This is a genomic window from Okibacterium sp. AC114 (genome assembly GCF_979253355.1).
This window is the reverse complement of record NZ_CEEDBR010000001.1, coordinates 1,623,701-1,645,535: the sequence shown is the minus strand read 5'-3', so window position 1 is coordinate 1,645,535 and position 21,835 is coordinate 1,623,701. Positions and strand designations below refer to the sequence as shown.

Here is a 21,835-nt window from a genome sequence, read left to right as displayed (position 1 = left end):
CGACGACTAGGCCGTGATGACGCCCGTGCCGAGCAGGATCATGAGCGCGGCGCCGAGGGCGATGCGGTAGATCACGAACGGCAGGAAGCTGCGCTTCGAGATGTAGCTCATGAAGAACGCGATGACGACGAGGCCGACTCCGAACGCGATCACGGTGGCGACAAGCGTCTCGAGCGGGCCGAAGACGTCGGGGGTGCAGTTGGTGGCACCCTCGAGGCACGGCTTGGCGATGCTCTTGTAAACCTGGTAGAAACCCGAACCGAGAACGGCGGGGATGGCGAGCAGGAAGGCGTAGCGGGCCGCCGCGGCGCGCTCGTAGCCCATGAACAGACCGGCCGTGATGGTGCCGCCCGAGCGGGAGACACCGGGGATGACGGCGAGGGCCTGGGCGAATCCGTAGACGACGCCGTGGCCGTAGGTGAGGTCTTTGAGCTTGCGCTTCTTGGCGCCCACGTAGTCGGCGATGCCGAGCAGCACGCCGAAGACGATGAGCATGGTGGCCGTGATCCAGAGCGATCGCAGGCTCGTCTCGATGGCGTCCTGGAAGAACAGGCCGATGACGACGATGGGGATCGAGCCGATGATGATCAGCCATCCCATGCGCGCGTCGGGGTCGGACCGCGGGATCTTGCCGAACAGGGCCTTGAACCAGGCGCCGATGATGCGCGTGATGTCACGCCAGAAGAAGATCACGACCGCCAGCTCGGTGCCGATCTGCGTGATGGCGGTGAACCGCGCACCCGGGTCGCGACCGTCGAGCAGGAACTCGCCCACGATGCTGAGGTGCGCGCTCGACGAGATGGGCAGGAATTCGGTCAAACCCTGGACGAAGCCCAGGATGATGGCGTTCAGGAAATCCACGTTCGGCAAGCTCCAGGGTGGCTCAGTAGGTCAGGAGCAGGTCGGTCAAAACCTGCCTGCCAAACACTAGCGCGTCGAGCGGCACGCGCTCGTCAACGCCGTGGAACATGCCGGGGAAGTCCATGTCGGCCGGCAGTTTGAGCGGCGCGAAGCCGTATCCCGTGATGCCGAGCAGACTGAGCGCCTTATTGTCGGTGCCACCCGACAGCATGTAGGGCAGCACAGGCGCGCCCGGGTCGTGCTTGCCGAGCGACGACGTCACGGCCTCGATGAGCGGCCCGGAGAACTCGTTCTCGAGGCCGATGTCGCGGTGCATGGTCACGATCTCGATGTCGGGCCCGATGAGCTCGCGGATCTCGGCCAGCACCTGCTCCTCGTCGCCCGGCAGGCAGCGGATGTCGACGAGCGCCTCGGCCGTGTCGGGGATGACGTTGTGCTTGTACCCGGCGTTCAGGAGCGTCGGGTTGCTGGTCGTGCGGAGAGACGCCTGCACGAAGCCCGAGGCCGTGCCCGTTGCCAGAGCCAGCTCGTCGGGGCCCACACGCTGCGGGTCGACACCCAGGATGCGCGCCACCTCGCCCAGCAGCTGCGACGTGGTCTCGTTGAGCTTGATGGGCCACTCGCGGCGGCCGATCTTGGCGATCGCCTCGGCCAGCGCCGTGATGGCGTTGTCGGGCGCCAGGCGCGAACCGTGAGCCGCGCGACCCCGGGCGATGAGCTTGATCCAGATGAGGGCCTTTTCACCCGTCTGCAGCAGGTAGGCGCGTTTGCCGTCCATGGTGATCGAATAACCGCCCACCTCGCTGATGGCCTCGGTTGCGCCCTCGAACAGGTGCGCGTGGTTCTCGACCATGTAGTGCGAACCGAACACGCCGCCGTTCTCCTCGTCCGAGAAGAACGCAACGACCAGATCGCGCTCGGGCTGGCGGCCAGAACCGAGGATGTCTTCGAGCGACGCCATGATCATGGCATCCATGTTCTTCATGTCGACGGCGCCGCGGCCCCACAGCAGACCGTCCTTGATGTCGCCCGAGAACGGGTCGACGGTCCAGTTCGCCGGATCGGCCGGCACGACGTCCGTGTGGCCGTGAACCACCAGGGCACCCTTGGAGCTGTCGCGCCCCTTCACGCGGGCGATGACGCTCGTGCGGCCAGGAGCCGCGTCGTGCATCTCGGGCTTCAGGCCCGCTTTCGTGAGCAAGTCTTCGAGGTATTCGGCCGCAACGGTCTCGCCGTTGGACTTTCCCCCGCCATAGTTCGTGGTGTCGAATCGGATCAAATCTCGTGCAATAACCGCCGTGCGGTCGAGATTTGCGTCGCTCTCAGGGGTTTCGTTTGCCGCATCCGTCATGACTCAACGCTATCGCGGCTGGAGAAGGTGTCCAGCGTGTAAACGCACTCCAAATCCGTGCTATCGTCTTATCTCGGCGCCGGAAACATATCGGAGCCGATCGAAATGCGCGGGTGGCGGAAATGGCAGACGCGCTAGCTTGAGGTGCTAGTGCCCGAAAGGGCGTGGGGGTTCAAGTCCCCCTTCGCGCACGATCGAAAAAGCGGCTGGAATTTATTCCAGCCGCTTTTTCTATGCGTCCATGGTTCGCCCGTTGGGCGACACGATATCTGCGCGGCGTGGCACGCAAGAGATGGTGCGGTCACGGCCCGCGGCACGACCAGACAGTCATCGGTGCGTTTCAGGGCGCTTGCGCGAATGCCTGGTCCGCCGTGCGCGGGCGGGGCGCTCAGTGGTGGTTGAGGCGTTTGCGCAGGTAGTCGATGCGCGCCTGCAGCTGCGTGACGCTGGCCTGGGGCACAGCGGGTCCGCCGCACGCGCGCCGCAGCTCGGCATGCACGAGGCCGTGCGGTTCGCCCGTGTTCTTGGCCCAGAGGCCCACGAGGCTGTTCAGCAGGCTGCGCTGCTCCTTCAGGGTGCGGTAGAGCGGCGGGGGAATGTCGGAGCCGCCACCGGCCGCCGAGTCGCCGCCCGCGGCATCCGAGATGCCTGTCTTGCGACGGGTGGACTGACGCTTCGCCTGACGCGCCTGCCGCTGCTGCAGCAATTCGTGCACCTGCTCGGGTTCGAGCAGACCCGGCAGGCCGATGAAGTCGAGCTCCTCGTCGGTGTCGGGCTGGGCCAGCGTGCCGAACTCGGCGCCCTCATAGACGACACGGTCGAACGTGGCCTCGGACGACAGAGCCTCGTAGCTGAACTCGCTCGTCAGCGAATCCGAGGCCTTCTCCTCGCGGTTCGCGGCCGCCACCATGGCGTCCTCGGGGTTGTAGAGGTCGCCCTCCTCACCCTCCTTGGTGGGGCGGTCGAGAGCGTGGTCGCGCTCGAGCTCCATGGTGTTGGCCAGCGCCATCAGGTTGGGCACATTGGGCAAGAAGATGGATGCCGTCTCACCGCGTCGGCGCGCCCGCACGAAGCGTCCGATGGCCTGCGCGAAGAACAGCGGCGTCGAGGACGAGGTCGCATAGACGCCGACGGACAGCCGCGGCACGTCGACGCCCTCGGACACCATGCGCACGGCCACCATCCATCGCGAGGTTCCGCTCGAGAACTCGTCGATGCGGTCGGACGCTTCCTTCTCGTCGGACAGCACGACCGTGGGGTACTCCCCCGTGATCTCTTTCAGGATGGCGGCGTAGGCGCGCGCCGCGACGTGGTCGGTGGCGATGACGAGGCCACCGGCATCCGGAATCTGTTGACGCACCTCGCTCAGGCGGCGGTCGGCCGAGCGCAGCACCGCGGGAATCCACTCGCCCTCGGGGTTCAGGGCCGTGCGCCAGGCCTGCCCCGTGATGTCTTTGGTGTTGCCCTCGCCGAGACGGGCCTCCATCTCGTCGCCCGCCTTGGTGCGCCAGCGCATGTGGCCGGCATAGACCATGAAGAGCACGGGGCGCACGACGCCGTCCTTGAGGGCACGACCGTAGCCGTAGTTGTAGTCGGTCTGCGACGTGCGGATGCCCTTCTCGTCGGGCGCGTAGGTGACGAAGGGAATGGGCGCGGTGTCGCTGCGGAACGGCGTTCCCGTGAGCAACAGGCGCCGCGTGGCGGGCTCGAAAGCTTCTCGGATGGCATCGCCCCAGCTGAGCGCGTCGCCACCGTGGTGCACCTCGTCGAGGATGACGAGTGTGCGCCGGGACTCGGTGATGGTGCGGTGCAGCGCCGCGCGCACGGCGACCTGCGCGTAAGTGACCGCGACGCCGTGGTAATGCCGACCGTAGGTGCCCGCGGCGTTGGAGAACATGGGGTCGAGGCGGATGCCGGCACGGTGAGCGGCGTCGGCCCACTGCCGTTTCAGGTGCTCGGTGGGGGCGACGACCGTGATGCGGTCGATGGCCCGGCGCGCCAGCAGCTCGGCCGCGAGGCGCAGCGCGAATGTCGTCTTTCCGGCGCCGGGGGTGGCGGCGGCGAGGAAGTCGCGCGGCTCGGACACGAAATAGGCCTCGAGTGCTTCGGCCTGCCAGGCCCGCAGCTTGGAGGCGGTGCCCCAGGCGGCCCGCTCGGGGAACGCGGGCGAGAGGTGTTCGGCAGCCGAGGTGCCGAGGCCCGGCCCCTCTGATCCACTCATCGACAACTCTGCGCTCACTAGACGAAATCCTACCCGAGCCCCACCGACATTCGGGCTGGGCTCTACACTTGACGGCCCATTGCGGGGGAAGAGTACGCTCGCAGAGGGGTTTCGTTTCACACCCCTCGGACACAGAAGACCGTCTGCCTCCCGGCACGCCGGTGGTGGGACGGTCTGAGGAGGAAGATTTTGGCGGTTCAGAAGCATCCGTGGTCGCGCTATGTGGCGATCGGCGATTCGTTCACCGAGGGGCTCGGCGACCCCGAGCCGTCGGTTCCGGGCGGCAACCGCGGGTGGGCCGACCGAGTTGCCGAGGTGCTGAGCCGCGGCACCGACGACTTCGCCTACGCCAACCTCGCCGTGCGCGGCAAGCTCATCCAGCAGATCATGGACGACCAGATCGAGCCCGCCCTCGAATTGCGCCCCGACCTCATCACCATCTCGGCCGGTGGCAACGACGTCATCCGCCCGGGCAGCGATCCCGATGCCATCTCGGCCAAGTTCGAGACCGTCATCCAACGGCTGCAGCGGGACGGCGCGACCATCGTGATCTTCACCGGTGTCGACGTGGGTTTCGCTCCCGTGTTCCGGGGCATCCGCGGCAAGGTCGCCATCTACAACGAGAACCTCCGCGCCATCGCCAAACGCTACGACCTCGTCGTGGTCGACCAGTGGGCGGCGACCGACCTGCAAGACTCCCGCTTCTGGTCGGTCGACCGGCTGCACATGAACCCGCTCGGCCACCACACGGTCGCCCGCCTCGTTCTCGAGGCTCTGGCGGTCGACAACGACCTCGAGCCGTTGAAGCCCGAGCCGCTGCCCGCCGCGAGCTGGCGGCACGCGCGCGCCGAAGACCTGGCCTGGGCGCGCGAGTACTTCGTGCCGTGGGTGATCCGCCGCATCCGTCACCAGTCCTCGGGTGATTATGTTTCGGCCAAGCGTCCGCTCGCCGAGAAGTACAGCCGACTCGACGCCGAGATGGAGATCGACGAAGAGGTGCAGGCCGCGACACGCGCAGAGGCCGCCGATTCAGAGCGTTCGACGAACGCCCTCGATGGCGACGAGCACGCCCTCGCCGACGCCCAGCAGACCATCGAGAAGGCCGCCGACGTGCCCGTCGAAGAGGTCACGCGCCTCGACTGATCGCTCGGTACCCGTCGCTCAGGGCTGCGGGTGCGCCAGACGCCAGGCCGTGTCGGGCTCGTCGAGCGCCGTCTTCGTGGTGAGAGGGTAGTCGGTCTTCTGCTCCCCCACCGTGATGGTCAGCGTGCCCACGTTGTCGCCCGCGTCGGCAGACGTCAGGCGACGTGCCGTGGTGGTGATGGTGATGGGGGTGTCCTGCCACACGATCGCGGTGGCCTGAGCATCCGACACGATGGATGTCTCGTCACCCCACGGCGTCGCATAGCTTCCGTACTCCTGCCCCGGCGTGGCGAGTGTCACGGAGTGGAACGCCGAGTTCACGGTGCCGAGCAGCGTGAGGATGGAATCGTTCAGCACCTTGTGGTTCGGAGCTCCGAGGATCACGCCGACGACCGTGACGGTGCTGTCGCCGACGGTCATTTCGGCCGCGAAGAGCAGGCACGCCCCTGCCTCGGGTGTCGTGCCGGTCTTCAACCCGATCACGCCGTTCAATCCGAGCAGTTTGTTCGTGTTCGACACCTGGCCGATGCTCGGCAGCACGGCATCCTTCTCTTTCACGACGGACGCGAGTACCGGGTTGGCGAGCACGAGCTTGCCGATCTCGACGAGGTTCGCGGGCGAGGACACGCTGTTCGGCGACAGGCCACTCGAATCGGCCAGATAGGTGTCGGTGAGCCCCTTCGCCGTGAGCCAGTTGTTGGCGGCCACGAGGAAGGCGTCGAGCGAGCCGTATGCCCAGTCGGCCAGCATGATGCTGTAGTTGTTGGCGCTCGGCAGCATGAGCGCCTCGAGCATCTGGCGCTGGGTGAGCGTGGCCCCGACGACGACGCGCGCGCTCGACCCGTTCTGCGCGATGACCTGGTTGTAGATCTCGACGTCGGCGTCGGTCAGCGTGATCGAGGGCCCCTGCTCGCCGTCGGCGATGGGCATCTTGTCGAGCACGACCAGCGCGGTCACCGTCTTTGTGACGCTCGCGATCGGCACGCGTCCCTGATCTCCGTGCTCGGCCAGCACGCCGTCATATCCGACGGCTCCCACGGCCCCGCGCCCGAACGTCGGCCACGTGAGCGGCTGGGCGGCCTGCGTGAGCTCGGGTGTCGCGGTGAGCTGGGCGGATGTCGCGGGCAACGGTTTCGCGAGCACGCTCCCCCCGGCGAGGAACACCTGCGCGATCAGCAGCACGATGGCCAGGATGGTGATGCGGCCCCGGGCGTTCATGCGCCGACCCGCAGCGACCAGAGGGCGACGGCGCTGGCCGAGGCCACGTTGAGCGAGTCGACGCCGTGCAGCATAGGTATCATGACGGTGGTGTCGGCGGCTTCGAGCGCAGCGTGGCTGAGCCCGTCACCCTCGGCACCGAGCGCGAGCGCGACGCGTTCGGGCGGCGTGTGGCTGAAGGCATCCAATGTGACGGCCTTGTCGTCGAGCGCGAGGGCGGCGATGTGAAAGCCCTCCTCGTGCAGGATGGCCTGTGCCTCAGGCCATTCGGGCATGCGCGTCCACGGCACCTGCAAGACGGTGCCCATGCTCACGCGCACGCTGCGGCGGTAGAGCGGGTCGGCGCAGCGCGGGCTGACGAGCACGGCGTCGGCGCCGAGGCCCGCGACCGAACGGAAGATGGCGCCCACGTTGGTGTGGTCGACGATGTCCTCGAGCAGCACGATGCGACGGGCCCCGCGGATGAGTGAGCGCATGTCCGGCATCTCGGGGCGGTGCATGGCGGCCAGGGCGCCGCGGTGCAGGTGATAACCGGTGAGCGACTCGAGCGTCGCGGCATCCCCCACGTAGACGGGCACATCGGGGAAGGCGTCGAGCAGCGGCGCGACATCTTTCACCCACTGCTCTTGCAGCAGCACCGAGCGCGGTCGGTGGCCGGCGGCGAGGGCGCGCGTGATGACCTTGGTCGACTCGGCGATGTAAAGCCCGCCCTCGGGTTCTGACACGCGGCGGAGCGCCACATCGGTGAGGCGGGAGTAGTCGGCGAGACCCTCGGTGTCGAGGCTCTCGATGGGGATCAGACGCACGCGCGCTACCTTACTTGTCGGGTGAGGGGCCGGGCGGATCCGGCGGTATTGTGGAGGACGAAACCCCGTCGCTGACTCCATCATGTCAGGGGCGAGCGTGAGGAGGCTTCATGACCGTGCTGACCCAGGCGGGCGATGGCGAGCGGTCGACGGCCGAGCGCGTCGACGAGGCCACCGAGATCCTACGTGGCCGACGCTTCGCCGTGCTGACCGGGGCCGGCGTGAGCACCGACTCGGGCATCCCCGACTACCGCGGCGCGGGTGCCCCGAAACGCACCCCCATGACCGTGCAGCAATTCCTGTCGGATGACCTGTCGCGCAAACGCTATTGGGCGGGTAGCCACCTCGGCTGGGCCATGTTCGACGCCGCCCGCCCGAACGACGGCCACCGCACGCTCGCCGAGCTCGAAGCGCGCGGCCTGGTTTCGGGCGTCATCACGCAGAACGTCGACGGCCTGCATCTGCGCGTCGGATCGCGCCGCGTCGTCGACCTACACGGCTCGATGGACCGCGTCATCTGCCTCGACTGCGGCCAGAGCTTCGCCCGGCCCGACATCGCGCACCGCATCGACGAGCTCAACCCGTGGCTGCAAAAACCCGAGTCCGTGTCGCTCAACCCCGACGGCGACGCCGAGGTCACCCACATCGAAGACTTCGTCGTGCCGGCCTGCACCGTCTGCGGCGGCCGCTTGAAACCCGATGTCGTCTTCTTCGGCGAATTCATCCCCACCGAGAAATACGCCGAGGCGCGCGATCTGGTGCTCGGTTCGGACGCGCTCGTCATCGCGGGCTCGTCGCTCGTCGTCAACTCGGGCATCCGGTTGCTCGAGCAGGCTCGCCGCCGCAAACTGCCCATCGTCATCATCAACCGCGGCGTCACGAAGGGCGACCAGCGCGCCGCCGTCAAGGTCGATGCCGGCGCCACCGAAACCCTTCAGGTGCTCGCCGCTAGGCTGTAGCGGTGACTTCACTGACCCTCGTTCGCCACGGACAGACCGACTGGAACCTGCAACGCCGCATCCAGGGGCAGACCGACATCCCCCTCAATGACACGGGCCGCCGACAGGCCCGCCAGGCGGGCGACCTGCTGGCCGAGCGTCACTGGGATGCCATCGCCGCCAGCCCCCTGTCGCGCGCCTACGAGACCGCCTCGATCATCTCGGCGCGCCTCGGCCTGCTCGACCCGCACCCGTTGCCGGGGCTCGTCGAGCGCCACCACGGAGCCATGGAGGGCATGACGAGCGAAGAGCGGCGTGAGGCCTTCGCCGCGGGTGCCGAGGTGCCGGGCCTCGAGACGGATGCCATGATCATCGACCGGGTGCTGCCCGACCTGAGCGCCTTCACGGCGCGCCACGAGGGTGAATCGGTGCTCGTCGTCACGCACGGCGGCGTCATCGGGTCGCTCGTGAAGCACCTGTCGGGCGGCGAGCTGCCGGCGGCCGGTCAGCTGATCGCCAACGGATCGTTCCACGACTTCAGCCTGGTCGACGGGGCGCTCGAGATCGTCGCGTTCAACGGCACGGCGGTCGACGAAGACCTGGTCCCGCAAGACGCCTGAGTAACGACGGCGCCTCAGCGCCCGAGGAAGTCCCGGATGAACTCGGCAGCCTCGCGCGGCGTCTCATAGTGGATGAGGTGGCCGACTTCCGGGATGATCTCGAGTCGGGCATCTGCGAACAGCTTCACGAGCTCGCGCTGCGCCGAAACCGAGGTGATGTCATCCTTCTCGGCCGCGATCAGCAGTGTGGGCTCGGTGATGCGCGCCGCATACTCGCTCACGTCATGGCTGACCGATGCCTGGAACGCCTGCATGAGCGTGTCGCGGTCGGAGAACACGCTGAAGTAGAGGTCGTGCTGGCTGTGCACGAACGCGCGCAGGGTGGGGTTCTTCGTCTTGACCATGGCCAGGCTCATGATCCTGACGATCAGCGGATTGCGCAGCAGCGCGAACCCGGCCTTGGCGGGCAAGGCCGACGCCGCCCAGTAATAGAAGACAGCCAGGCGCGTCAGCACGCCACGAGGTCCTTGGAGTGCTGGCGCGGCGATCGGGTTGACGAGGATGACGCGTGATGCCGACATGCCCGACGCCATGGCCGCGCTGACGACGATCGAGCCGAACGAGTGCCCCAGGATCACGGGACGCTCGGCGAACTCGAGCCGCGCCACGAACGATTGCAGCCACGACGCATAGGCCTCGATGGTGTGCTCGCCGACCGGGAACGGGCCCGACTCGCCGAAGCCGGGAAGATCGGGGCTGATGATCCTGTAGCCCGCCAGCTGGGCGACGACGGGTTCGAGCCCGTGGTGATCGCCGCGAAAACCGTGCACGAGGATGATCGTGCCGCTCTCGCCATCCCACTCGTCGACATACTCCCAATAGCGTGTCGGGGCGCCGTTCACCGTGATCTCGGACGAGACGACGGTGAAACGGCCGAGCTGTTCGGCATAGGGCGAGGTGGCAGACATCCGCGCCAGTTTACGACGCCTTTCCGAGGATGCGTCGGCGCACGCTCGGGCGGCGCGCCCCACCGGCCGAAACCGGGTCCGAAACGCGCCCCCACTGCCCGCGACCACGGCGCCTCTGGACATAGACTCGGACAGACCCGAACCACCGGGGTGACCCGCCCCGCCAACGCATCCAGCTTCTCTCCGATTGGATCCTCGTGACCTTCACCGCGCCCATTCAGCTGCCCGGCCTGCAACGAGACCCGCTCTGGTATCGCCGGGCGGTGTTCTACGAGGTCATGGTGCGGTCGTTCGTCGACTCGAACGGCGACGGCTCGGGCGACCTCGGCGGGCTGTCGTCGAAGCTCGACTATCTGCAATGGCTCGGCATCGACGCGCTGTGGCTGCCGCCCTTCTTCACGTCTCCCCTGCGCGACGGTGGCTACGACGTGGCCGACTACTACTCGATCCTGCCCGAGTTCGGCACGCTCGACGAGTTCCGCGACCTCGTCACCAAGGCGCACGAGCGCAACATGCGCATCATCATCGATATGCCCATGAATCACACGTCCGACCAGCACGACTGGTTCCAGCAGTCGCGGTCAGACCCCGACGGGCCCTACGGCGACTTCTATGTGTGGAGCGACACGGATGAGAAGTGGGAAGACATCCGCATCATCTTCACCGACACCGAAGACTCGAATTGGGCCTTCGACCCCGAGCGCCGGCAGTTCTACTTCCACCGCTTCTTCTCGCACCAGCCCGACCTGAACTTCCGCAACCCCGCGGTGCACGACGCCATGTTCGACGCCGTGCGGTTCTGGCTCGACCTGGGCGTCGACGGGTTCCGGCTCGACGCCATCCCCTACCTCTACGAGTCCGACGAGGGCAACGGCGAGGGCGAGCCCGAGACGCACGAGTTCATCAAGAAGCTGCGCGCCATGGTCGACCTCGAATACCCGGGCCGCATCATGATCGCCGAGGCCAACCAGTGGCCGCGCGAGGTGGCCGCCTTCTTCGGCACCGACGAAGAGCCCGAATGCCACATGGCCTTCGACTTCCCGGTCATGCCGCGCATCTTCTACTCGCTGCGGTCGCAGCAGGCCGAAGAGCTCGTGCGCGTGCTGGGCGAGACCACCGATGTGCCGTCGTGGGCGGGCTGGGGTGTGTTCCTGCGCAACCACGACGAGTTGACGCTCGAGATGGTGTCAGAGGACTACCGGCAGGCCATGTATGGCTGGTACGCCTACGACCCGCGTATGCGAGCCAACGTCGGCATCCGTCGGCGCCTCGCTCCCCTGGTCGACAACTCGCGGGCCGAACTCGAACTCGCGCACGCGCTCCTGTTCTCGCTCCCCGGTGCGCCTTTCCTCTATTACGGCGACGAGATCGGCATGGGCGACAACATCTGGTTGCCCGACCGCGACTCCTCGCGCACGCCCATGCAGTGGACGCCCGACCGCAACGCCGGGTTCTCGGCCGCCGACCCGGGCAAGCTCTTCCTGCCCGTCGTTCAGTCGCTCGTCTACAACTACGCGCTCGTCAACGTCGAGTCGCAGCTGGCGCAGTCGCGGTCCCTGCTGCACTGGATCCGCAACGTCATCCACATCCGCAAGGGTCACCCGGCCTTCGCGCTCGGCAAGATCAAGGTGCTGAAGACCGACCACGAGTCGGTGCTCGCCTTCGTGCGCAGCTATGAGGGTTCTGGCACACACTTCGGCGACCAGCCCGAAGACGTGCTGTGCGTCTTCAGCTTCTCGCACCACCCCGTTTCGGTGAAGATCGATGCGAGCGATCTGCAGAATGCACGCCTCTACGACCTCTTCGGTGGCAACGAGTTCCCGAGCGTCGACGAGAACGGCCAGCTCACGCTGACCATCGGCACGCAGAGCTTCTACTGGCTGCACGTCGGCTACACGACCTACGTCTGAGTAGTCTCAAGGCGGCGGGGTCTCGCAGCGACGCGGTCTCGGATGTCTGCGGATCGGATGTCTGCGTATCGGATGTCTGCGGCGAGGGCTCCTCACCGCTGTCGGTGGTCGAACGTAAGGTGAAAACGTGAATGCAGAAGAGATACATCCCTGGGCCCACCGTCTCGGCGTCTTCGACCTCGAGACCACGGGCATCGATGTGCGCACGTCGCGCATCGTCAGCGCGCACGTCGGCCTGATCGACGCCAATGGCGAGGTCGTGCGCCGCACTGATTGGCTGGCCGATCCGGGCATCGAGATCCCCGCGCAGGCGTCTGCCGTCCACGGCATCAGCACCGAACGGGCGCGGGCCGAGGGTCGCGACGCGGCCATCGTGGTCGCCGAGATTCTTGCCGAGCTCAAGGCGCTGATTGCCGCCGGCATCCCCATCGTCATCTACAACGCGCCCTACGATCTGAGCCTGCTGCACCACGAAGCCGAGCGTTACGGGCTCGAGCCGCTGAAAGAGCCGGCCCCCGTCATCGACCCGCTCGTCATCGACAAGGCCGTCGACCGCTACCGCAAGGGCAAGCGCACGCTCGAGGCTGCGGCCGCCTACTACGGCGTCGAACTGACAGACGCGCACGACGCCGGTGCCGACGCCATCGCGGCTGGTCGTGTTGCCCAGGCTCTCGCCCGCGCTCACGGCGAGAAGCTCCTCTTCGAGGCCATCGAGTTGCATAAGTTGCAGGTCGGCTGGTGCGAAGACCAGGCCGCGAGCTTCCAGGACTACATGCGTCGCACGCGCGACCCCGCCTTCACCACGAGCGGCGCCTGGCCGATTCGATAACAACGCGTAGTCGCGAACGCAGCGTCGCGGACACGTCACCTCGCCTTTCGTGGGCGGGCGCCGACAAGGGCTGAACGATTCTCACGTCGTTCAGCCCTTTTTCGCGCGGCGGGCGCGGTTTGGTGCCTCACCCCTCGACCGTCCGGGGTACGACGAAGGGCCGCACAACCTGACGGTTGCACGGCCCTTTCGAGCGATTCTCTGTCGAGCTGCGCTGGAGCGAAACCCGAATCAGAGGGGACGGCTTATTTGCCGAAGCCCTTGAAGCGCTGGTTGAACTTCTCGACGCGGCCGGCCGAGTCCATGATGCGCTGCTTGCCCGTGTAGAACGGGTGCGACTCGGACGAGATCTCGACGTCGATGACGGGGTACTCGACGCCGTCGAGCTCGATGATCTTGTTCGACGAGACGGTGGAACGGGTGAGGAAGGTCGCACCCGAAGCGAGGTCGCGGAAAACGACCGGTGCGTACGTGGGGTGGGTGTCAGTCTTCATGGGGTTCCTTGCGATCGTTGTCTGTGTGGTGGCACTAAAAGAATCTGGCGCAAACGCCAGCTACCTACTTTATCAGATGGTTGGACGTCTGCGTGAGCGTTGCCGCGAGGCGTGTCGCGCTCGGTGGATGCTACTCGGCGCGGGCGTTGAAGCGGCCGTTGTGCTCCTCGAGCACGATCGGCAGACCGAAGGCGTTCGTGAGGTTCTCGGACGTCAATGTCTCGGCGAGCGTGCCCTGGGCGACGATGCCGCCGTTGCCGACCAGCAACGCGTGCGTGAAGCCGATGGGAATCTCTTCGACGTGGTGGGTGACCATGACGATGGCGGGAGCCTCTTCGGAACGGGCATAGCCGCCCAGCAGCGCGACGAGCTCCTCGCGAGAACCGAGGTCGAGGCTGGCGGCCGGCTCGTCGAGCAACAGCAGCTCGGGGTCGGTCATCACGGCGCGGGCGATGAGGACGCGTTTTTGCTCGCCGTCGCTCAGCGTGCCGAAGGTGCGGTCGGCCAGACCTTCGAGGCGCCACTCGGACAGCACACGGTGGGCGCGTCGTTCGTCGATCTGCTCGTAGTCTTCCGTCCACCGACCGGTCACCGAGTAGGCGGCGGTCATGACGACGTTGAGGACCGTCTCATCGTTCGGCACGCGGCGCGCCATGGCCGTGGATGCGAAACCGATGCGAGGCCGCAGCTCGAAAACGTCGATGCCCCCGAGGCGTGAGCCCAGCAGGTCTACCTGACCGCGCGACGGGTGGATGAAGCTCGAGGCCAGCTGCAACAGGGTGGTTTTGCCGGCGCCGTTCGGTCCGAGGATCACCCAACGCTCGTTCTCCTCCACCGACCAGGTGATGGAATCGAGGATGGGGCTTCCGCCACGGTTTACGGATACATCGGTGAATTGAACAACGCTCGCCATGGGTCAAGCCTATCGGCCGGTGGCGCGCCCGGAGTGCCGTTTGCGCACTCCGGGCCTGCCCAATTTCAGTCCGTGGCGATCGAGCGGTACAGCGCCTCGGTCTGATCGGCTATGCGTTGCCAGCTGAACTCGGTTTCGGCACGCTCGCGGCCGGCGCGCCCCATCTCGCGGGCCCGTTCCGGATCGTTCACGACCTCGATCAGGGCATCCGCGAGGTCGCGCACGAATTTCTCGGGATCGGTGGGGGTGCCCGTGCCGTCGGTCGCCTGCTCGATGGGCACGATGCGCCCGGTCACGCCGTCGACGACGACCTCGGGAATGCCGCCCGTGCCCGTTCCGACGACGGCCGCGCCACACGCCATGGCCTCGAGGTTGACGATTCCGAGGGGTTCATAGACCGAGGGGCACACGAACGTGGTGGCCGCGGTGAGGATGCTCGAGAGCTCGCGGCGCGCCAGCATCCGGTCGATCCAGATGACGCCCTCGCGCTCCTGTTGAAGCTGACGCACGCCCTCTTGCACCTCGGCGAGGATCTCCGGGGTGTCGGGAGCGCCGGCGCACAGAACGACCTGCACGTCGGCGGGCAAGAATCGCAGCGCCTTGAGAAGGTAGGGCAGGCCCTTTTGCCGTGTGATGCGGCCCACGAATACCACGGACGGTTTCTGAGGGTCAACCCCTAAAGATCGCACCAACTCGTCGTCGTGCACGGGCGCCCAGGCGTCGATGTCGATTCCGTTGTAGATCGTGACGACCTTCTTGGGGTCGATCGAGGGATAGCTGCGCAGGATGTCCGCGCGCATACCGTTCGATACGGCAACGACTCGGTCGGCCGCCTCGAACGCTGTCTTCTCGATCCAGCTCGACACGCGGTAGCCGCCGCCGAGCTGCTCGGCCTTCCACGGACGCAGGGGTTCGAGTGAGTGCGCGGTCACGACGTGCGGGATGCCGTGCAGCAGTTTTGCAATGTGACCAGCGGCGTTTGCATACCAGGTGTGCGAGTGCACGACGTCGGCGCCCGCGGCATCCGCCACCATCTCGAGGTCGGTGCCGAGCGTGCCGATGGCACCGTTCGCCCCGGTGAGGCCCTCGGGCAGGGCATAAGCGGTCGTGTGTTCCTCGGACCGCGGCGCGCCGAAGCAGCGGACTTCCACATCGATGGACCGGCGGAGAGCGGACACCAGCTCCGCCACGTGCACACCGGCACCGCCATAGATCTCGGGGGGATATTCCTTCGTCAACACATCGACTCGCATGTCGAGAACGCTAGTACACCCCTGAGGTTGGCTCTAGTGTGGGGGAATGGTTGCATCGAAGAAGATCTTTGGCATCGTCTTGGCCGGTGGCGAAGGCAAGCGTCTTATGCCCCTCACGGCCGACCGGGCAAAACCGGCGGTTCCGTTCGGTGGGCAATACCGGTTGATCGACTTCGCGCTCAGCAACCTGATCAACTCGGGTCTCACGCAGATCGTCGTGCTCACGCAGTACAAGTCGCACTCGCTCGACCGTCACGTGTCTCAGACCTGGCGCCTGTCGGGGCTGCTCAACTCCTACGTGGCCTCTGTGCCCGCCCAGCAGCGGCTCGGCAAGCGATGGTTCTCCGGTTCGGCCGACGCGATCCTGCAGTCGCTCAACCTCTTGCGTGATGAGAAGCCCGACATCGTCGTCGTCGTCGGTGCCGACCACGTCTACCGCATGGACTTCACCCAGATGATCGAGGCGCACATCGCGTCGGGTCTCGGGGCGACGGTCGCGGCCATCCGCCAGCCCATCGAGCTGAGCGACCAGTTCGGCGTCATCGACGTCGACCAGAACGACCCCACGCGCGTCGAGCGCTTCCTCGAGAAGCCTATCGACGCCCCCGGCCTGCCCGATGCGCCGCACGAGGTGCTCGCGTCGATGGGCAACTACGTCTTCAACGCCGACGCCCTGATCGACGCGGTCACACGAGATGGCGAACGCACCGACTCGAACCACGACATGGGTGGCGACATCATCCCCGATTTCGTGAACCGCGGGGATGCCGGTGTCTACGACCTGCGTCGCAACGACGTTCCCGGCTCGACCGATCGCGACCGGTACTACTGGCGTGACGTGGGAACGATCGACTCGTTCTTCGAAGCCCACCAGGACCTCATCTCGACGCTGCCGATCTTCAACCTCTACAACCGTGAGTGGCCCATCTTCTCGCAGCAGCTCAACTCGCCGCCCGCCAAGTTCGTGCGCGACGCCAAAGGCAACCTCGGCACCGTGATCGACTCGATCGTATCGCTGGGTTCGCTCATCTCGGGCGCGCACATCGAGCGCAGCGTCTTGGGTCCGTGGGCGCAGCTCGAATCGGGTGCGCGCGTCGTCGACTCGGTCGTGTTCGACCGCGTGCAGATCGGCCCGGATGCCGTCGTGCAGCGTGCCATCCTCGACAAGAACGTGCTCGTGCGGCCCGGCGCGCAGATCGGCGTGGACCACGACCGTGACCGTGCGCGTGGTTTCACCGTCACCGACTCGGGTCTGACCGTGGTCGGCAAGGGTGTGTGCGTCGAGCCATGACGCATTCGGATGCCGCGACCGCTCCCCCGCGCGGCCGCTTCCTCGTCGTGCTCGATGCCGACTCGACGCTGCTACAGAACGAGGCCATCGAGCTGCTGGCGGCCGAAGCCGGGTCGCTCGAAGAGGTCGAACGCATCACGACGCAGGCGATGCGCGGCGAACTCGACTTCGCGGCCAGCCTGCGCGCGCGGGTCTCGACGCTGCGGGGACTCGACAGCTCGGCGCTCGACCGGGCCCGCGAACAGATCACACCGACATCCGGTGCGCGAGAGTTGGTCGACGCCGTTCACGCGGCGGGCGGCCTGATCGGCGTCGTCTCGGGCGGATTCCACGAGCTGTTGGATGCGACGGCCGCAAGCCTCGGGCTCGACTTCTGTCTGGCCAACCGTCTGTCGGTGGCCGACGGTCGCCTCACGGGCGAGGTCGACGGTCCCATCGTCACGGCTACGACGAAGGCCGAGTCGCTCACGGCCTGGGCGACGGCAGCTGACATCCCGCTTCACCGCACCTTGGCCGCGGGCGACGGGGCCAACGACCTCGAGATGATGGCCGTCGCCGGCATCGGGGTCGCTTTCAACGCGAAACCCGTCGTCCGAGAACGCGCAGACGTCGTGGCGCACGAGGTCGACCTCCGCGCCCTGCTGCCGCTCCTCGGCATCCCGCGCGGTTCTCTGTAGACCTGTTCGCGCTGGCGCCGAACGGTGGTGCCGTCAGCTGAGGCGCCCGCTGGGCAGAACAGAGCCGACTCTCCGCGGGCTCAGCTGTCGTCGGCAGACCAGGAAGGTCCTTCGGGTCTAGTGGCCCATTCCCAGGCCACCGTCGACGGGGATTACGGCGCCGGAGATGTATGCGGCGTCGTCGCTGGCGATCCAGGCGACGACCTTAGCAACCTCGTTGGCCGTGGCGAACCGACCGGCGGGGATGCTCTTCTTGTAGTCGGCCTGAGTGGCCTCGGGCAGCTCGGCCGTCATGTCGGTCTCGATGAATCCGGGGGCGACGACGTTTGCGGTGATGCCGCGCCCGCCCAGCTCACGCGTGATGGAGCGCGCCATGCCGACGAGTCCGCTCTTCGAGGCCGCGTAGTTGACCTGGCCGGCCGAACCGTAGAGGCCGACGACGCTCGAGATCAGCACGATGCGGCCGTATTTCGCCTTCAACATGCCCTTCGACGCGCGCTTCACGAGGCGGAACGAGCCGCCCAGGTTGGTGTCGACGACAGCGTCGAAGTCCTCGCCGGTCATGCGCATGAGCAGGGTGTCTTTGGTGATGCCGGCGTTGGCCACGACGACTTCGACCGCGCCGAGTTCGGCCTCGACCTCGGCGAAGGCGGCGTCGACGGATGCCTGATCGGTCACGTCGGCGCGAACGGTCATGCTGCCGGCGGGGCCCTCGCCCGAACGGGCCGTCACGGCCACGCGGTGCCCCTGGGCGATGAACTCTTCCGCGATGGCATAGCCGATTCCGCGGTTGCCGCCTGAGATGAGTACCGTACGTGCCGTTGCCATCAGACCATTCCTCCGTATTGCCTTCAGGTCCGCCTCTCCGCGGACAATCCGTACCAGCTTAGGCGAGGGGAAGACGTAGGCTTGACCCATATGAAAACGCAGGCCATCACGTCCCTGCCGCCGTCGCCCGAAGACGACCGACGCAGCAGGATGATCAAGTACACGGTTGCTATGAGCATCCGCGTCGTTTGTGTCGTGCTCCTTGTTTTCGTGCGCGGCTGGGCCATGTGGATCATCGCCGCCGGCGCCATCATCCTTCCTTACATCGCGGTGGTGTTGGCCAATGTGGGCAACACTCCCCCGCAGCCCGATGTCGAGCGCCCGGGCGCCATCGTGCCCGTCGGCCGCCCGGCCCGTTTCGCCGACGAGCCTCGCGGTGAGCGCGAGCGTGCCTCAGACGACGGAAGCGATAGCGCGGATGACGCACAGCACGCTTCCTGGAACAGTGCCAGCGAGTCGCGAACGCCGACTGATGACGGCGCTGGTCGCGACGGCTCCGATCACGACCGCCCCGCGCCCTGGACCGAACGGCCCGCTTCATGAGCCTGTTCGACCTCGGGAACGATCCAGACATCGCGCAGTGTTCCCGAGCAGGATGCCGCGCTGCCGCCTCCGCTCGAGTCGAATGGCGCAACCCCAAGATCCACACCCCCGATCGCGTGAAGGTCTGGCTGGCGTGCCACGAGCACGTCGATTACCTGCGCGATTTCCTGGCCGCGCGCGACTTCCCCGTCCAGGTCGTGGCCTTCGAGAGGACCGCAGAATGACGTCCCCCGATCAGCGGTCCACCCGCTCGGCCCCCGCCACACCCGCACCCTCAGCCTCCGCCCGCGGCCCCGTTCCCGCCGGTCCCGGCTGGTCGTTCGCCTTCTCGAAGCGTTGGGCCGGATATCTCGCCCTCGTCATCGTGTTCGCTCTCGTCTGCTGCGCGCTCGGCGCTTGGCAGCTGGCCCGACGTGCCGAAGCCCGCGTCGAGATCGACCGCGTCGCCGCCAACTTCGACCACACACCGGTCCCCATCGACGAGGCCCTGCCCACCCTCGGTGCCTTCGACGAGGACGACAAGTGGTTGCCCGTGAGCGTCACCGGAACCTACCTCGCCGACGAGCAGGTGCTCGTGCGCAACCGTCCGCTCAACGGCAACCCCGGCTTCGAGGTCATCACGCCCCTCGAGCTGGCGAACGGCGACATCTTCATCGTCGACCGCGGCTGGCTTCCCACGGGCAGCGGCCAGGACTCCCCCGACAACATCCCGGCTCCCCCGGCGGGCGAGGTGACGGTGTCGGCACGGCTCAAGGCCGGCGAGCCCACGCTGCCGGGTCGCGGCGCCCCTGAGGGTCAGATCGCCACCATCCAATTGGATGACCTGCAGAAGACGCTCGACGAGCCCACCTACACGGGTGCCTACGGTCTGCTGGCGAGCGAATCACCGGCCCCCGCCGAGGCCGCCCCCGTCGGCGTCACGCGTCCGACGCCCGACGAGGGCCCGCACCTGTCCTACTCGTTCCAGTGGTTCGTCTTCGCCATCCTCGGCTTCATCGGCTTCGGCTGGGCCGTGCGGCAGGAGTACCGCAACCTCAACGCCGACGACCCGGAGGAACGCATCCGCGCCGACGAGCGTGCCCGCAAGAAGGCCATTGCCCAGGCCGAATCGGACAACGAGGTCGAAGACGCCATCCTCGGCTCCGGTCGCTGACCTCGCGCCTTGCGCGCCCGCTGCAAGCCGCAGACTGCGATGTGCGAGTGACCTTCGTCGAGGCCGCTCATCCTGATCATCAACGACGAAGGGGCTGACTGCACGCTGCAGCCAACCCGGGAGTCCGTGCCGGTTCTGATACCGGCCGAACCTACGCCAACGAGATCAGGTCGGCGTAATCCTTGTTCCAGTGGTCTTCGACGCCATCGGGCAAGATCAGCACGCGCTCCGGGTTGAGCGCCTCGACGGCACCCTCGTCGTGGCTCACGAGGACGACGGCGCCCTCGTAGTGCGCCAGGGCGTCGAGGATCTCCTCGCGGCTCGCCGGGTCGAGGTTGTTCGTCGGCTCGTCGAGCAGCAGCACGTTGGCGGCCGAAACGACGAGCATGGCCAGGGCCAGACGCGTCTTCTCTCCACCGGACAGCACGCCCGCGGGTTTGTGTGCGTCGTCACCCGTGAAGAGGAACGAGCCCAGCACCTTGCGCGCCTCGGTCTCGGTGATGTGCGGCGACGACGACACCATGTTCTCGAGCACCGAACGCTTCACGTCGATGGTCTCGTGTTCCTGGGCGTAATAGCCGATGCGCAGGCCGTGCCCGGGCTCGATCTGGCCCGTGTCGGGCTTGTCGACGCCCGCGAGCATGCGCAGGAGAGTCGTCTTGCCGGCACCGTTGAAGCCCAGGATGACGACCTTCGAACCGCGGTCGATCGCGAGGTCGACGGCCGTGAAGATCTCGAGCGAGCCGTAGCTCTTCGACAGGTCGCTCGCCATGAGGGGCGTACGACCACACGGTGCGGGTGCGGGGAAGCGCAGTTTGGCCACGCGGTCGACCGCGCGCACCTCGTCGAGCCCCGACAGCATGCGTTCGGCCCGCGCGACCATCTGGTGTGCCGAAGCGGCCTTGGATGCTTTGGCCCCGAACTTCGCGGCCTGCATCTGCAGCGCTGTCGCCTTCTTCTCGACGTTGACGCGCTCCTTCTTGCGGCGCTCCTCGTCGGCGGCGCGCTGCCGCTGGTAGTTCTTCCAGTTCATGTTGTAGACGTCGATCACCATGCGGTTGGCGTCGAGGTAGAACACGCGGTTCACGGTCTCGCCCACGAGCTCCACATCGTGGCTGATCATGACCACGCCACCCTGGTAGTTCTTGATGAATTCGCGCAGCCACACGACGGAATCGGCGTCGAGGTGGTTGGTGGGCTCGTCGAGCAGCATCGTCTCGGCGCCCGAGAAAAGGATGCGCGCGAGTTCGATGCGCCGGCGCTGACCACCGGAGAGCGTCCGGAGCGGCTGGTCGAGGATGCGGTCGGGCAAGCTGAGGTTGGACGCGATCGAGGCGGCCTCGGCTTCGGCGGCGTAGCCCCCGAGGGCGAGGAAGCGGTCTTCGATGGCACCGTAACGCTTCATGGCCGCGTCGCTGATGGCGGCGTCGGGCGACGCCATCTCCTCCATCGCCTTGCTCATCTGCAAGACGGCCTGGCCGAGGCCCCGGGCGTCGAGGATGCGCGTGCGTGCGAGGTCGTCGGGGTTGCCCGAGCGCGGGTCCTGCGGCAGGTAGCCGATCTCGCCCGTGTATTCGATCTTGCCGGCCGTCGGCGGCAGCTCGCCCGCGAGGGTCTTGGTGAGCGTGGTCTTGCCGGCGCCGTTGCGACCGACGAGCCCGATCTTCTCGCCGGCGGAAACGCGGAAGTTGACGTCTTCCATGAGGACGCGTGCGCCGACACGAATCTCGAGGTCGTGCACACTCAGCACAGGCAAAGTCCTATTCTTTGGTGACGTTCATACAACGTCGTTCAGGGGGGTCAGCCCTCTAGTATAAATCCTGGGCCGACGGTTCGATAATCGTCCGGCCAGATCCCCCACCGATCTTCATCAAGGAG

At 66.9% G+C, this 21,835-nt stretch carries 20 protein-coding genes, 1 tRNA gene and 1 pseudogene; 11 read left to right on the top strand and 11 right to left on the bottom strand.

The window, feature by feature from the left end; translation table 11 throughout:
* Positions 1-6: 6 nt before the first annotated feature.
* Positions 7-861 (bottom strand): undecaprenyl-diphosphate phosphatase, encoded by an 855-nt coding sequence (locus ACZ6IE_RS07815; protein WP_445995900.1) that lies wholly within the window; start codon positions 859-861, stop codon positions 7-9.
* 22 nt (positions 862-883) lie between these two features.
* Positions 884-2,212, bottom strand: coding sequence for a M20/M25/M40 family metallo-hydrolase (locus ACZ6IE_RS07810; protein WP_464607458.1), 1,329 nt, complete (start codon positions 2,210-2,212; stop codon positions 884-886).
* A gap of 107 nt (positions 2,213-2,319) precedes the next feature.
* Here ACZ6IE_RS07810 and ACZ6IE_RS07805 point away from each other — a divergent pair.
* Positions 2,320-2,403: transfer RNA gene (locus tag ACZ6IE_RS07805), tRNA-Leu, on the top strand.
* Between the two features lie 197 nt (positions 2,404-2,600).
* Here ACZ6IE_RS07805 and ACZ6IE_RS07800 read toward each other — a convergent pair.
* A complete protein-coding gene (locus tag ACZ6IE_RS07800) occupies positions 2,601-4,433 on the bottom strand; it encodes a DEAD/DEAH box helicase (protein WP_464608609.1) in 1,833 nt (610 codons plus the stop codon).
* 189 nt (positions 4,434-4,622) lie between these two features.
* Between ACZ6IE_RS07800 and ACZ6IE_RS07795 the strand changes: the two are divergent.
* Positions 4,623-5,384 (top strand): annotated as a pseudogene (locus tag ACZ6IE_RS07795) (SGNH/GDSL hydrolase family protein); the annotation flags it as partial.
* Positions 5,385-5,594: 210 nt separating this feature from the next.
* Here ACZ6IE_RS07795 and ACZ6IE_RS07790 read toward each other — a convergent pair.
* Positions 5,595-6,794: a D-alanyl-D-alanine carboxypeptidase family protein gene (locus ACZ6IE_RS07790; RefSeq protein WP_464607457.1), complete on the bottom strand. Its 1,200-nt coding sequence runs from the start codon at positions 6,792-6,794 to the stop codon at positions 5,595-5,597.
* Entirely contained in the window at positions 6,791-7,600 is an 810-nt protein-coding gene (locus ACZ6IE_RS07785) for a TrmH family RNA methyltransferase (protein ID WP_464607456.1), read from the bottom strand. The genes ACZ6IE_RS07790 and ACZ6IE_RS07785 overlap by 4 nt, the downstream gene beginning before the upstream one ends.
* A 110-nt stretch (positions 7,601-7,710) precedes the next feature.
* On the opposite strand from ACZ6IE_RS07785, the gene ACZ6IE_RS07780 reads away from it, so the two are divergent.
* Positions 7,711-8,559 (top strand): Sir2 family NAD-dependent protein deacetylase, encoded by an 849-nt coding sequence (locus ACZ6IE_RS07780; RefSeq protein WP_464607455.1) that lies wholly within the window; start codon positions 7,711-7,713, stop codon positions 8,557-8,559.
* A 2-nt stretch (positions 8,560-8,561) separates the two neighbouring features.
* On the top strand, positions 8,562-9,158 hold the full coding sequence (locus ACZ6IE_RS07775) for a histidine phosphatase family protein (RefSeq protein WP_464607454.1): 597 nt from the start codon (positions 8,562-8,564) through the stop codon (positions 9,156-9,158).
* Between the two features lie 14 nt (positions 9,159-9,172).
* Here ACZ6IE_RS07775 and ACZ6IE_RS07770 read toward each other — a convergent pair whose 3' ends face one another.
* Entirely contained in the window at positions 9,173-10,066 is an 894-nt protein-coding gene (locus ACZ6IE_RS07770; RefSeq protein ID WP_464607453.1) for an alpha/beta fold hydrolase, read from the bottom strand.
* A 197-nt stretch (positions 10,067-10,263) separates the two neighbouring features.
* Here ACZ6IE_RS07770 and treS point away from each other — a divergent pair, with 197 nt between their 5' ends.
* Both treS and ACZ6IE_RS07760 read left to right on the top strand, forming a co-directional pair.
* Complete coding sequence (gene treS / locus ACZ6IE_RS07765) at positions 10,264-11,976, top strand: maltose alpha-D-glucosyltransferase (RefSeq protein WP_464607452.1); 1,713 nt, start codon at positions 10,264-10,266, stop codon at positions 11,974-11,976.
* 127 nt (positions 11,977-12,103) lie between these two features.
* The gene (locus ACZ6IE_RS07760; protein ID WP_464607451.1) at positions 12,104-12,805 is read left to right on the top strand and encodes an exonuclease domain-containing protein; all 702 of its coding nucleotides are present in this window, start codon (positions 12,104-12,106) and stop codon (positions 12,803-12,805) included.
* 245 nt (positions 12,806-13,050) lie between these two features.
* Here ACZ6IE_RS07760 and ACZ6IE_RS07755 read toward each other — a convergent pair whose 3' ends face one another.
* The 3 genes from ACZ6IE_RS07755 to glgA all read right to left on the bottom strand — a co-directional run bounded on the left by ACZ6IE_RS07755 (position 13,051) and on the right by glgA (position 15,465).
* A complete protein-coding gene (locus tag ACZ6IE_RS07755) occupies positions 13,051-13,299 on the bottom strand; it encodes a type B 50S ribosomal protein L31 (RefSeq protein ID WP_464607450.1) in 249 nt (82 codons plus the stop codon).
* A 130-nt stretch (positions 13,300-13,429) separates the two neighbouring features.
* Positions 13,430-14,212, bottom strand: coding sequence for an ABC transporter ATP-binding protein (locus ACZ6IE_RS07750; protein ID WP_464607449.1), 783 nt, complete (start codon positions 14,210-14,212; stop codon positions 13,430-13,432).
* A gap of 65 nt (positions 14,213-14,277) precedes the next feature.
* Complete coding sequence (glgA, locus tag ACZ6IE_RS07745) at positions 14,278-15,465, bottom strand: glycogen synthase (RefSeq protein ID WP_464607448.1); 1,188 nt, start codon at positions 15,463-15,465, stop codon at positions 14,278-14,280.
* A gap of 46 nt (positions 15,466-15,511) precedes the next feature.
* Here glgA and ACZ6IE_RS07740 point away from each other — a divergent pair, with 46 nt between their 5' ends.
* Both ACZ6IE_RS07740 and serB read left to right on the top strand, forming a co-directional pair.
* The gene (locus ACZ6IE_RS07740) at positions 15,512-16,756 is read left to right on the top strand and encodes a glucose-1-phosphate adenylyltransferase (RefSeq protein WP_077053169.1); all 1,245 of its coding nucleotides are present in this window, start codon (positions 15,512-15,514) and stop codon (positions 16,754-16,756) included.
* Positions 16,753-17,433 carry a phosphoserine phosphatase SerB gene (gene serB / locus ACZ6IE_RS07735; RefSeq protein ID WP_464607447.1) on the top strand — a complete coding sequence of 227 codons (681 nt, stop codon included), beginning with the start codon at positions 16,753-16,755 and terminating at the stop codon, positions 17,431-17,433. Before ACZ6IE_RS07740 ends, serB begins: the two co-directional genes overlap by 4 nt.
* Before the next feature lie 117 nt (positions 17,434-17,550).
* On the opposite strand, the gene fabG is transcribed toward serB, so the two are convergent.
* Positions 17,551-18,261, bottom strand: coding sequence for a 3-oxoacyl-ACP reductase FabG (gene fabG, locus ACZ6IE_RS07730; protein ID WP_464607446.1), 711 nt, complete (start codon positions 18,259-18,261; stop codon positions 17,551-17,553).
* Between the two features lie 90 nt (positions 18,262-18,351).
* Here fabG and ACZ6IE_RS07725 point away from each other — a divergent pair, with 90 nt between their 5' ends.
* The 3 genes from ACZ6IE_RS07725 to ACZ6IE_RS07715 are packed head-to-tail and all read left to right on the top strand — an operon-like array spanning position 18,352 to position 19,957.
* Complete coding sequence (locus tag ACZ6IE_RS07725; protein WP_464608608.1) at positions 18,352-18,804, top strand: DUF3099 domain-containing protein; 453 nt, start codon at positions 18,352-18,354, stop codon at positions 18,802-18,804.
* Positions 18,801-19,028 (top strand): hypothetical protein, encoded by a 228-nt coding sequence (locus ACZ6IE_RS07720; protein WP_464607445.1) that lies wholly within the window; start codon positions 18,801-18,803, stop codon positions 19,026-19,028. The genes ACZ6IE_RS07725 and ACZ6IE_RS07720 overlap by 4 nt, the downstream gene beginning before the upstream one ends.
* The gene (locus tag ACZ6IE_RS07715; protein ID WP_464607444.1) at positions 19,025-19,957 is read left to right on the top strand and encodes an SURF1 family cytochrome oxidase biogenesis protein; all 933 of its coding nucleotides are present in this window, start codon (positions 19,025-19,027) and stop codon (positions 19,955-19,957) included. The genes ACZ6IE_RS07720 and ACZ6IE_RS07715 overlap by 4 nt, the downstream gene beginning before the upstream one ends.
* A 151-nt stretch (positions 19,958-20,108) precedes the next feature.
* On the opposite strand, the gene ACZ6IE_RS07710 is transcribed toward ACZ6IE_RS07715, so the two are convergent.
* On the bottom strand, positions 20,109-21,707 hold the full coding sequence (locus tag ACZ6IE_RS07710) for an ABC-F family ATP-binding cassette domain-containing protein (protein ID WP_464608607.1): 1,599 nt from the start codon (positions 21,705-21,707) through the stop codon (positions 20,109-20,111).
* Positions 21,708-21,835 lie beyond the last annotated feature (128 nt).